The 11,536-nt window shown below is 72.9% G+C and carries 10 protein-coding genes; 5 read left to right on the top strand and 5 right to left on the bottom strand.

What is annotated here, in order from left to right; all coding sequences use genetic code 11:
* Window positions 1-360 precede the first annotated feature (360 nt).
* Window positions 361-810 (top strand): PTS sugar transporter subunit IIA, encoded by a 450-nt coding sequence (locus V9U70_RS14710; protein ID WP_336675441.1) that lies wholly within the window; start codon window positions 361-363, stop codon window positions 808-810.
* A 75-nt stretch (window positions 811-885) separates the two neighbouring features.
* Complete coding sequence (gene ptsP, locus V9U70_RS14705; protein WP_336675440.1) at window positions 886-2,556, top strand: phosphoenolpyruvate--protein phosphotransferase; 1,671 nt, start codon at window positions 886-888, stop codon at window positions 2,554-2,556.
* Between the two features lie 72 nt (window positions 2,557-2,628).
* Here ptsP and V9U70_RS14700 read toward each other — a convergent pair whose 3' ends face one another.
* Both V9U70_RS14700 and V9U70_RS14695 read right to left on the bottom strand, forming a co-directional pair.
* Window positions 2,629-3,552 (bottom strand): hypothetical protein, encoded by a 924-nt coding sequence (locus V9U70_RS14700; protein ID WP_336675439.1) that lies wholly within the window; start codon window positions 3,550-3,552, stop codon window positions 2,629-2,631.
* Window positions 3,553-3,618: 66 nt separating this feature from the next.
* Window positions 3,619-5,595: an acetoacetate--CoA ligase gene (locus V9U70_RS14695; RefSeq protein ID WP_336675438.1), complete on the bottom strand. Its 1,977-nt coding sequence runs from the start codon at window positions 5,593-5,595 to the stop codon at window positions 3,619-3,621.
* 362 nt (window positions 5,596-5,957) lie between these two features.
* Here V9U70_RS14695 and V9U70_RS14690 point away from each other — a divergent pair, with 362 nt between their 5' ends.
* Window positions 5,958-8,321, top strand: a complete 2,364-nt coding sequence (locus V9U70_RS14690) for a glycoside hydrolase family 31 protein (RefSeq protein WP_336675437.1) — start codon at window positions 5,958-5,960, stop codon at window positions 8,319-8,321.
* Window positions 8,322-8,369: 48 nt separating this feature from the next.
* Here the strand turns inward: V9U70_RS14690 and V9U70_RS14685 are convergent, their stop codons facing one another.
* Window positions 8,370-8,933 (bottom strand): NUDIX domain-containing protein, encoded by a 564-nt coding sequence (locus tag V9U70_RS14685; protein ID WP_336675436.1) that lies wholly within the window; start codon window positions 8,931-8,933, stop codon window positions 8,370-8,372.
* Window positions 8,934-9,002: 69 nt separating this feature from the next.
* On the opposite strand from V9U70_RS14685, the gene V9U70_RS14680 reads away from it, so the two are divergent.
* Window positions 9,003-9,800 (top strand): M15 family metallopeptidase, encoded by a 798-nt coding sequence (locus tag V9U70_RS14680; protein ID WP_336675451.1) that lies wholly within the window; start codon window positions 9,003-9,005, stop codon window positions 9,798-9,800.
* 121 nt (window positions 9,801-9,921) lie between these two features.
* A complete protein-coding gene (locus V9U70_RS14675; RefSeq protein ID WP_336675434.1) occupies window positions 9,922-10,269 on the top strand; it encodes an Mpo1-like protein in 348 nt (115 codons plus the stop codon).
* Window positions 10,270-10,509: 240 nt separating this feature from the next.
* On the opposite strand, the gene V9U70_RS14670 is transcribed toward V9U70_RS14675, so the two are convergent.
* Window positions 10,510-11,115 (bottom strand): GTP-binding protein, encoded by a 606-nt coding sequence (locus tag V9U70_RS14670; protein WP_336675432.1) that lies wholly within the window; start codon window positions 11,113-11,115, stop codon window positions 10,510-10,512.
* Window positions 11,096-11,533, bottom strand: a complete 438-nt coding sequence (locus V9U70_RS14665; protein ID WP_336675430.1) for a DUF742 domain-containing protein — start codon at window positions 11,531-11,533, stop codon at window positions 11,096-11,098. The genes V9U70_RS14670 and V9U70_RS14665 overlap by 20 nt, the downstream gene beginning before the upstream one ends.
* Window positions 11,534-11,536: the final 3 nt, after the last annotated feature.

Here is an 11,536-nt window from a genome sequence, read left to right as displayed (position 1 = left end):
TTAACCGCTTTCCAGGTCCTCCGCTTTCGCGTTCTCCCTTTCCGGCGAGTCCGACTCTATCAGCCCTTTTCGCTTTCCCTGACCACGTCCTGCGGGCATGCCGAAGAGGATCACGTTAGGGTCTGGGCTTGAAGGTCGCCGCCGACCCCCGACTGAATGTCGCGTTGGGGTCAGGCAGGAGTACGACAGTACAGGTCGCCGAGAGTCAAGGCAAATCGTTTCTGGTGCGCCCCTAGGTCTGCCAAGCGGTCGGTCTCGGGCGGAACCGGGACTTCGTATGACTTACCCTGCTGAGCAGTACGCCGTCCCCGATCAGCCGCGGCGGCGACACCTGCATCTCCGCCCCCTGGGAGGCTCCCCATGACCAACGTGACGTCCCCTCTTGCTGGACGCGCCATCGGCCTCACCGCCGTTCCCGACCCGGTCTTCTCCGGCGCGATGGTCGGTCCCGGCACCGCCATCGACCCCGTGCGTGAGCCCTCCGAGGCGGTGTCGCCCGTGGACGGCATCGTCGTCTCTCTGCACCCCCACGCGTTCGTCGTGGTCGACGAGCAGGGCCACGGGGTCCTGACGCACCTCGGCATCGACACCGTCCAGCTCAACGGCGAGGGTTTCGAACTCCTCGTGAACAAGGGGGACACGGTGACCCGCGGCCAGAGCATCGTGCGTTGGGACCCGGCCGCCGTCGAGGCCGCCGGCAAGTCACCCATCTGCCCGATCGTGGCCCTGGAAGCCACCGCCGAGTCGCTCACCGACGTGTCCGAGGACGGCGACGTGAAGGTCGGCGACACACTGTTCGGCTGGCACTGACACCGCGGGCGCAATAACGAGCACGTGCACAAACACCGCGGTGGCACGATCACCGCACAACCGGAGACGGGTGAAATGGAGACAACGCTGCGAGGCGTCGGCGTGAGCCACGGTGTGGCCATCGGCGAGGTTCGGCACATGGGCACGGCGGTCCTGGAACCGCCTGCCAAACAGATCCCCGCGGAGGAGGCCGGACGCGAACAGGGGCGCGCCCGGCAGGCCGTCGAGGCGGTGGCGGCCGATCTGATCGCACGCGGCAACCTGGCCGGCGGCGAGGCACAGCACGTGCTCGAGGCGCAGGCCATGATGGCGCAGGACCCCGAGCTGATGTCGGATGTCGAGCGGCGTATCGCCGACGGCAGCACGGCGGAGCGCGGGGTGTACGACGCTTTCGCCGCGTACCGGGCGCTGCTGGCCAACGCCGGGGAGTACCTGGCAGGGCGGGTCGCGGACCTCGACGACGTGCGGAACCGGATCGTGGCGCGGCTGCTGGGCGTGCCGATGCCCGGCGTGCCGGACAGCGACGAGCCGTATGTGCTGATCGCGCGCGACCTGGCTCCGGCCGACACGGCGCTCCTCGACCCGGCGCTGGTGCTCGGCTTCGTCACCGAGGAGGGCGGGCCGACCAGCCACAGCGCCATCCTCGCGCGGGCGCTCGGTGTGCCGGCCGTGGTGGCGCTGCCCGGCGCCGGTGAGCTGGTCGAGGGCACGGTCGTCGCGGTGGACGGCAGCACCGGCGAGATCTTCGTCGACCCGAGTGCCGAGAAGCGTGCCGAGATGGAGAGCGCCGCCGCGGCGCGCAAGGCCGCCCTGTCCGCGGCGACCGGTCCCGGCGCCACGTCGGACGGGCACAAGGTGCCGCTGCTCGCCAACGTCGGAGGACCGGGCGATGTGCCGGCGGCCGTCGAGGCGGGAGCGGAGGGCGTCGGCCTGTTCCGGACCGAGTTCCTCTTCCTGGACGACAGCAAGCAGGCCCCGTCCGAGGAGAAGCAGGTCGCGGCCTACCGTGCGGTGCTGGAGGCGTTCCCCGAGGGACGGGTCGTCGTGCGGGTGCTGGACGCCGGTGCGGACAAGCCGCTGGAATTCCTGACGCCGGCCGATGAGCCGAACCCGGCGCTCGGCGTCCGCGGGCTGCGAAGCCTGCTGGACCACCCCGAGGTGCTGCGTACCCAGCTGACCGCGCTGGCGAAGGCCGCCGAGGGGCTGCCGGTGTACCTGGAGGTCATGGCCCCCATGGTGGCCGACCGCACGGACGCCAGGGCGTTCGCGGACGCGTGCCGGGAGGCCGGGCTCCAGGCCAAGTTCGGGGCGATGGTGGAGATTCCGTCCGCCGCACTGCGGGCGCGGTCGATCCTGCAGGAGGTGGAGTTCCTGTCGCTGGGCACCAACGACCTGGCGCAGTACACCTTCGCGGCCGACCGTCAGGTGGGCGCGGTGTCGCGGCTCCAGGACCCGTGGCAGCCGGCGCTGCTGGATCTCGTCGCGATGTCCGCAGAGGCGGCTCGCGCCGAGGGCAAGAGCTGCGGTGTGTGCGGTGAGGCCGCGGCGGACCCGCTGCTGGCCTGTGTGCTGACGGGCCTGGGAGTCACCTCCCTGTCGATGGGCGCCGCGTCCATTCCTTATGTGCGGGCCATGCTGGCCACGTACACGCTTGCCCAGTGCGAGCGGGCGGCGAACGCCGCTCGCTCGGCCGACTCGGCCGAGGAGGCGCGCAGCGCCGCCCAGGCAGTGCTCTCGGGCGCGTAGCGCGATACGGGCCGCCCGGGCGGGCGGTGTGGGAGGGGCTTTCCGCCGTCGGCGGGAAGCCCCTCCTTCTTGTCAGCGGTGCGCCTCCGGTGTGTCGGCTCCGATGTCGAATCCCGCGCAGTACTCCACGCCGGATTCCGGGGAGACGGGCTCCCCGGTGTCCGCGTCGGTGCAGTAGGCGTTGAAGACCTCGCCCGCGGTGAGCGGGGTCAGGCCGCCGTGCGCCAGCCGCCAGCCGTGGACGCGGTCCGGGCTGTCGGGGGCGCTGGTGCGCAGGACCACTCCCGCGCGTGACTCCAGTGCGATGGCCACCGCCAGCACTGTGGCGAACTCCGCACCCTGGGAGCTGTCCAGGCGGGCCGGGCCCGTGAGATCCCGCTGGGTGTGGAGCACCGCCAGGAGCTGGTCGTTCTCCGTGGGGACGCTGCAGACCAGGTGGTGGGCGCCTGGCCCCGCCGTCTCCAGCAGGCGGGTCAGAAGGTGCGAGGCCCTGTCGAAGGCCGCGCGTCCGATGTCCTGGCCGCAGTCGGCGCAGGCGCCGAGGTCGGCGAGGAGGAGGGTGGCGTATTCCCAGGTGGCCTGGCGGACCGCGCGGGACACCAGGAGCGGGATGAGGTCGCTCAGGCGTTGGCCGGTGTAGGCGACGGTGGCTCCGGCGGCGGCGATCTCCGCGGTGAACCGGCTGCGGCTGGCTCCCGTGTCGGCGTCGAGGCCGGACTCGGCGCAGAACTCCGCGTAGTCCTCCGGGTCGAAGAGGGCGACGGTGGTGTGGACGCCCTGGGCGGCGAGCGCTTCCAGCAGGCCCTCGACCTGCTGGAGATAGACGGTGTGGTCGTCGAAGGGGAAGGTGCGATAGCGGCGCATGGCCGCGAAGTCCTGGGCGTCGACGAGCAGGCCGACGGTGCTCGGTGCTTCGCGGCGCAGGGTGCGTCGCATGGAGGTCTCGGGCCGGTCGCCCCGGGTGGGGCCCTGCCGGGTGTGGTCGGTGTGCGCCATAGGTCCCCCTGTACACGGTGAATGCTTGCTCACTCAGAGTAATCAGGGGGACTGACAAGCGGTCTCTCAGCGGCGGGTCCTGGCCAGCTCGGCGTAGAAGTGGAGCAGGTCGACGTCGTCGACGGAGCCCGGGTTGACCGCCTTGGCCAGCTCTGTTCCCTGGAGCAGGCGCTTGATCGGGACCTCGATGCGCTTGCCGGTGAGGGTGTGGGGGATGCCGGGGACCTCGATGACCTCATCCGGCACGTGGCGCGGGGAGAGGTTCTCCCGGATGGTCCGCTTGATGGCGGCGCGCAGGTCGTCGTCGAGGGCCGCGCCCTCGGCGAGGTGGACGAAGAGCGGCATCCAGTAGCCGCCGTCGGGCTCTTCGAGTCCGATGACGAGCGATTCACGGATCTCGGGGAGCCGTTCGACCGCCTCGTAGATGTCGGCGGACCCCATGCGGACGCCCTGGCGGTTGAGGGTGGAGTCGGAGCGGCCGTGGATGACGACCGATCCGCGCTCGGTGAGGGTGATCCAGTCCCCGTGCCGCCAGACGCCGGGGTACACGTCGAAGTAGCTGTCGTGGTAGCGGCTGCCGTCGGGGTCGTTCCAGAAGCGGAGGGGCATCGAGGGCAGGGGGTTGGTGACGACGAGTTCACCCACCGCTCCGACGAGGGGTTCGCCCGCCGGGTCCCAGGACTGGAGGTCGGTGCCCAGGGAGGGCGCCTGGAGCTCACCGATGTGCACGGGCAGGGTGGGGACGGCTCCGGCGAAGCAGCTGCAGACGTCGGTGCCGCCGCTGACGGAGGCGATCCACAGGTCTTCCGCGACTTCGTCGTGGAGCCAGCGAAATCCGTCGGGCGGCAGCGGGGAGCCGGTGGTGGCGACGCACTGGACGCGGGAGAGGTCGAAGTCGTGGCCGGGGTGGACGCCCGCCTTCCGGCAGGCCATGACGTACGCGGCGGAGGTGCCGAAGAGGGTGGCCCCGGTCTGTTCGGCGACCCGCCACTGGGCGCTGACGTCGGGGTGGCCGGGGCTGCCGTCGTACAGGACGACGGTGGCGCCGGTGAGGAGGCCGGAGACGAGGAAGTTCCACATCATCCAGCCGGTGGAGGTGTACCAGAAGAAGCGGTCCTCGGGTCCGAGGTCGCAGTGGAGGCCGATCTGCTTGAAGTGCTCCAGCAGGATGCCGCCCTGGGACTGGACGATGGCCTTGGGCAGGCCGGTGGTGCCGGAGGAGTACAGGACCCACAGCGGGTGCTCGAAGGGGACCTGCTCGAAGACCGGCTCGGTGTCGGCGGAGGTGAGGGCGGCCCAGGCGAGGGCGCCTTCGGGGGCGTCGGTGCCGAGCAGGGGGATGTGGACGACGGCGCGCAGGGTGGGCAGCTCCCGGCGCAGCTCGGCCACGGTGTCCGTGCGGTCGTGTTCCTTGCCGCCGTAGCGGTAGCCGTCGACGGTGAACAGGACGACGGGCTCGATCTGCTGGAAGCGGTCGAGCACGCTGCGGGCGCCGAAGTCGGGGGCGCAGGAGGTCCAGACGCCGCCGACGGCCGCGGTGGCGAGGAAGGCGATGACCGCCTGCGGGATGTTGGGGAGGTAGCCGCTCACCCGGTCGCCGGGGGTGACGCCCAGCGCCCGGAGTTCGGCGGCCAGCGCGCCGACCTGGCGACGGAGTTCGGCCCAGCTGACGGCGGCCTGGGTGTGGGTCTCGTCGACGTACAGCAGGGCGGGGGCGTCCGCGCGGCCCGGGTCCTGTGCGGTGCGCAGCGCGTGCTCCGCGTAGTTGAGAAAAGCGCCGGGGAACCAGGTGGCGCCGGGCATCGCGCGGTTGCCGAGGACGCGTTCGTACGGGGTGGAGAAGCGGATGTCGAACCAGTCGGCGACGGCCTGCCAGAAGGTGTCGAGCTCTTCGACGGACCAGCGGTGCAGGGCGGCGTACCCGCCCTCGGCCGGGGCTCCGTACCGGGCCGCGGCCCAGTTCTGGAAGCGGGTCACCGCCGCGGCCTCGATGCGGTCGGGGCCGGGCTGCCAGAGCGGGGCGTCGTGCGGGGCGGAGGTCATGGGGCGGCTCCCTGGCTCTACGGGTACGCGGGGTGGGCGTTTCGGGCGCGCACGGGCTGGGGTGTGCGCGTGAGCGGCTGATACGGACGATGCCATGTGATCGTCTTCGGCACCAGGGCGGCCCCTGCGCTGTCGGCGTCGCGGCGGCCGAACGCGGCCCGGAGGCCGGCTGTCGCGGGGCGGTCCGTACTGGCGTGGCTCGCTCGTGGTGCGGAGGGGCGCGTGCCGGGGTGGCTCGGCGACCGCGTACGCCGGGTGCCTCGGGCTCCGCGTCTCGGCCCGCAGGCCCTCGGGGCCCGGCGTGGGTGAACGGGAGTTGAACGGAAGGTTCTGCGGGCCGGGCGGGTGGCAGGGTGTGCGCCATGGACGGTCGTGACCTGGTGCGTCGGGTGAGGTTGGTCGGTTCGGTCCGGGGGCTGCGCACGGTGCGCTCGGCCTGGCGGCGCCGGTCCGCGGACGCGCGTGCGCTGTCGGCGCGCGGTGCGGAGCGGGCGCGGGTGCCCGGTGCGCTGACGGGTGCGGAACCGGGGCCGGGGGGCGGTGTGGTGCGGTTCGCCCGGTCGGAGCTGCTGGTACGGGTGTCGGTGGGCGGGGCGGTGTTCTGGGCGTGGGACGGGGCGGAGCCGCTGCCGTCGTACGCCGTGCCGGGCGAGGCGCCCGCTCCTGACCCGCGGGCGGTGCTGGAGCCGGACAAGGACGGCGGCTGGCAGGTGGTCTCGGAGCGGCTGACGGTGGTGGTGTCGCGTACCGGTGCGGTGGAGCTGCGGACGCCGGGCGGGGTGCTGCTGCGGCGTGAGCTTCCGCCGCGCTGGTGGGAGCCGGCCGGCGGGGGGCCGGTGCGGTGGGTGCAGCGGTCGGAGGTGCCGGCGGACGCACGCTTCTTCGGGCTGGGCGGGCGGGGGTCGGGGCCCCGCTTGCGGGACGGGGTGTACGGGCTCTGGAACACCGGGCCGGGCGCTCGTTCCGGTCGGGGCGAGGAGTCGGCGCAGCTGACGATGCCGGTACAGGTGGTGGTGTCGGACGCGGGAACGCATCTGGCGTTCCACGACAACACCTGGGCGGGGCGGGCCGTGCTCCGGGAGGGCGAGGAGGGCGCCGGGTCGGGGCACGACCGGCCGGGGACGTGCGAGCTGCGGATGGAGGGCGGACCGCTGCGCTGCTGGGTGGTGACCGGGACGCCTGCCCGGGTGCTGCAGGGGTGGACGGCGTTGACGGGGGCTCCGGCGCTGCCGCCGTCGTGGGCGCTGGGGCCGCAGCACGTCCGGTCGGGCGCCGGCGGTGAGCGGGAGGTACGGCGGACCGTCGCCGGGTACCGGGAGCGGGGACTGCCGTTGTCGGCCCTGCATCTGGACGTCGGGCACTACGACGAGTGCCGGGTGTTCACGGTCGATGGCGAGCGGTTCCCCGGGCTGCCGGTGCTCGCGAAGGAGCTGCGGGAGGACGGCGTGCGGCTGGTGTCGGCCGTCGGTCCGGCGGTCGCGGCGGAGCCGGGCTGCGCGGTGTTCGACGAGGGCATGGCGCTCGGGGAGCGTGGTGCGTTCGTCCGGGAGGCCAGGGGCCGGACGGTGGTCGGCGAGGCGTCGCCGGGGGCGAGCGTATATCCGGATTTCACTGATCCGCTTGTGCGGGATTGGTGGGGATCTTTGTACGAAGAGCGACGTGCGCAGGGATTCTCGGGTGTCTGGCACGACATGAACGAGCCGGTTTCCTTCGCGGCGTTCGGGGACCCGTCCCTGCCGCGTTCCGCCCGGCACGTTCTGGAGGGCCGCGGCGGTGATCACCGCGAGGCGCACAACGTGTACGGGCTGACGATGGCGCGGGCCGGCTATGAGGGGCTGCTCCGGCTGCGTCCGCAGGAGCGGCCGTTCCTCCTCTCGCGGTCTGGGTGGGCGGGGATGCAGAGGTACGGGGGCGCCGGGTCCGGTGCGGCGCCCTCGGACTGGTCGGGGCTGCGGGCGGCGCTGGCGCAGGTTGTGGGTCTGGGGCTGTGCGGGGTGCCGTACGCGGGGCCTGATGTGGGCGGGTCCGGCGGGGATCTGTCGCCTGAGCTGTATCTGCGGTGGTTCCAGTTGGGGGCGTACCTGCCGGTGTTCCGGACGGGGGCGGCGGCCGGGGCGGGGCCGCGGGAGCCGTGGGAGTTCGGGCCCGAGGTCTTGGAGGGGGCGCGTGCGGCGCTGCTGGAGCGGGAGCGGCTGCACCCGTACTTCGTGACGCTGGCGCAGGTGGCGCGACTGACGGGGGCGCCCTTCGTGCGGCCGCTGTGGTGGGGGGCGTCGGGTGACCGGGCCCTGCGGGGGTGCGAGGACGCCTTCCTGCTGGGTGACGCGCTGCTGGTGGCTCCCGTGCTGGGACCCGGCGTGCGGCGGCGGGCGGTGCGGCTGCCGCGCGGGCGGTGGTACGACACGGAGACCGGCCGCGTGTACGAGGGGCCGGGGCAGGCCGTGGTCGACGCGCCGTTGTCCCGGGTCCCGGTGCTGGCCAGGGCCGGTGCGGTGGTTCCGGTACGCGGCGCGGACGGCGGCTGCGAGCTGGAGGTATGGGCGCCGTCGCCGGGGCGCGGCGGGGGCGGGGTCGTGGTGCGGGACCCGGGCGACGGGTGGGCGGGGGCGGAGGTCGAGCGGTATGTGACGCGGTGGCAGGGCGGCCGCGTGGTGGTGGAGCGGGACGGCGGGGAGGGTGTCGTGGGCTCGGTGGTGCGGGTGCGGGGCATGGGGGCGGCGGGATAGGGGCGTCGGGGAGGTCGCGGCCGGGTTCGCGCGAAGGCCGGAGTGCGTTCAGCCGTAGCGCCCGGCGAACCAGGCGTCCGCTGCTTCGGTGTGCAGGGGGAAGGCCAGAGGGCGCGGGTCGGACAGGATCGCGTAGCCGGACGTCTCGTCGGTCGGGGTTGAGGGCGGCAGGCTCGCCCGCGGCCGTGCCGGGAGGAGACCGAAGACCAGCAGGTGGCCGCCGGCGCTGCTGAGGACGTCGGCGAGGCGGACGTCCTGTGCGGCGGCCTCGATGCGGGTCTCCTCGCGCAGTTCGCGCACGACGGCGTGCCGCCAGTCCTCGGCGTGGTCGATGAAGCCGCCAGGCAGGGCCGTCCCGCCCCGCTGCGGCTCGATGGTGCGGGTGATGACGACGAGGCCGGTGGAGTTCGGGCCGGTGACGGGGAGCAGGGCCACCGCGACAGGAAGGGGGTTGCGGTAGGCGGTGGTTTTACAGCGGGCGCAGACGCGGGGCCAGGCGTCGGGGGACGGAAGCCCGGTGTAGGGGGCTCCGCACGCGCCGCAGTGCGTGTCCCGCGGGGGCCGGGGCGGCTGCGGAGTGGTCGGGGAGGGCCTGTCGCCGGGTTCTGACACGGGCGGACTCTAGCGGCTCGTCCTTTCCCGTGGGCCGCGAAGCTGATAGACGGTGTGCCCATGACAGGAATGCGTACGGCTCTCCGCACCCTGGCCGCCACGGCCGCCACCCTCCTCGCCGTCACCGTGCCGACCCCCGCCGCGCACGCGCGGCCCGAGCCCAAAGCGCCCGAGGAGTTCGTGGCGCTGCGCTCGGTGAGTCCGACGGTCATCCAGGAGATGCGGTACACCACGGCGCACACGTTCCTGGGCGTGCCGGTGGAGGGGTACCGGCAGCCCACCTGCCTGCTGACCCGGCCTGCCGCCCGTGCGCTGCATCTGGCACAGAAGCAGCTGCTGCGCCAGGGCTATGCGCTCAAGGTGTACGACTGCTACCGGCCGCAGCGCGCGGTGGACCACTTCGTGCGGTGGGCGAGGAACCCGGACGACCGGTCCATGAAGGGGGAGTTCTATCCGCGGGTCGACAAGTCCCGGCTGTTCGAGGACGGTTACATCGCGGAGAGGTCCGGGCACAGCAGGGGCAGCACGGTGGACCTGACCCTGGTCAGGCTCCCCGCCGCGCCCACCAGGCCGTATCTTCCGGGCGAGAGGCTGACGCCCTGCTTCGCTCCGGTGGGTGAGCGGTTCCCCGACAACTCGGTGGACATGGGCACGGGTTACGACTGTTTCGACACCCTGTCGCACACGGACGACCCGCGGATTCAGGGGGAGCAGCGCGCCAACCGACAACTCCTGAAGCGGACGCTGACCGAGGTGGGCTTCGTGAACCTGCCGGAGGAATGGTGGCACTTCACGTTCCGGTCGGAGCCGTTCCCGGAAACGTACTTCGACTTCCCGGTGCACCGCCGTTCGGTGGCCGGGCGCTGAACGCGGGCCGGGACGGCGAACGGGCGACCGGGACCACCCCCGTGGGCTCCGGCCGACCGTTCTCCCTTTCGGACGCGGAGCGGGCGTGTTCGGTTGCGAACCGGGCGGCTACGGTGCCCGTATGTCACAGCAGACGTTCGACACGTACGAGGAATTCTGGCCGTACTACGTCGCGATGCACTCCCGCGCGGCCACCCGCTGGATTCATCTGACCGGCACGCTGACCGGTCTCGCCGTCACGGCCTACGGGCTGGCGCGAGGCCGCAAGCGCGCTCTGGCGGCCCTGCCGCTGATCGGGTACGGCACGGCCTGGCCCGCGCACTTCCTGATCGAGAAGAACAACCCGGCCACGTTCGGGCATCCGGCGTGGTCGCTGCGCGGGGACGCGCGGATGATCCGGATGATGCTCGCGGGCCGGGACGCGGAGCTGGCGCGGATCGCGGCGGCCTGGCGGGCCGGCGACCGCTGAGGCGGCACGGGAGGCCTTCCGGCTGCCGGGCGCCCGTTGACGTCGGCATACGCCTCCGCCCTCCTGGCGTGGGGCGGAGGCGCGACGCGACGGCCCGCCCGTGCCCGGTCTCTCCCCCACTCCTCTTCGCCGAGGGGTTGACGGAGCGTCATCCACGCAGAGCACTCGCAGCCCGGCCCGCCGGTCGACGTACGGCCCGTACCCCTGTCGGCGGGGGTACGGGCCGTACGCGTGCCGGTGTCAGGTGGCCACGGGCCGACGGGGCCGCGCCGCGCGGTCGAGGGCGTGCTCGACCACCTGTACCAGGACGTCCCGCACCGAGGACCGGTCGCGCGCGTCGCAGGCCAGCACCGGCACTTCGGGGTCGAGGTCGAGGGCCGCCCGCACGGTGCCCGCGGGGAACCGGCCGGCCCCCTCGAAGCAGTTGACGGCCACGGTGAACGGAATCCGGCGGCGCTCGAAGTAGTCGACCGCCGCGAAGCACTCCTCCAGCCGCCGGGTGTCGGCCAGGACGACCGCCCCCAGCGCGCCTTGGGCCAGTTCGTCCCACAGGAACCAGAAGCGGTCCTGGCCCGGCGTGCCGAACAGGTACAGGACCAGGTCCTCGCGGAGCGTGATCCGGCCGAAGTCCATGGCGACGGTGGTGGTGGTCTTGCCCTCGACCCCAGCCAGGTCGTCGACCGGCCGGCCCGCCTCCGTCAGCCGCTCCTCTGTCCGCAGCGGGCGGATCTCGCTGACCGCGCCGACGGCGGTGGTCTTGCCCACGCCGAACCCGCCCGCCACAAGGATTTTCAGAGTGACGGGCTCGACGGTCCGCCTTCTGCGGCTAGAGCGCCCGAAGGCCATTGATCACCTCGCGGAGGATGTTCACGTCCGGCAGCTCGGCCGGCGGAACGGGGCGGGTGACATGCACCAGTTCGTCCTCGACGAGATCGCCGACCAGGACCCGGACCACCCCTACCGGGAGATCGAGTTCGGAGGCCAGCTCGGCGATCGACTGGGGCACGTCGTTGCAGAGTTCGACGATACGCACGTGTTCGGGGGCGAGCGTCCGGTTCCGGCCGGGATCGTCGGCGGCCGGTTCCGGCACGACGAGCGCGATCAGGTCGAGGCGATGCCGGGAGGCGCTGGCAGTGCGCCCCCGGGTCATCGCGTACGGGCGGACCACCGGTCCCGCCTCGGCGTCGTACCACCGCCAGGACTGTGGGTCGCGGGGGCCGTCAGAGGACCCGGGGCGTGCTCCCCGGGGCGAGTCAGCGCTCATGTG

Origin of the sequence: Streptomyces pratensis (assembly GCF_037137275.1) — a bacterium.
GTDB classification, from domain to species: domain Bacteria; phylum Actinomycetota; class Actinomycetes; order Streptomycetales; family Streptomycetaceae; genus Streptomyces; species Streptomyces pratensis_B.
The sequence above is the reverse complement of the archived record's forward strand: the minus strand, read 5'-3'. Positions and strand labels throughout refer to the sequence as shown.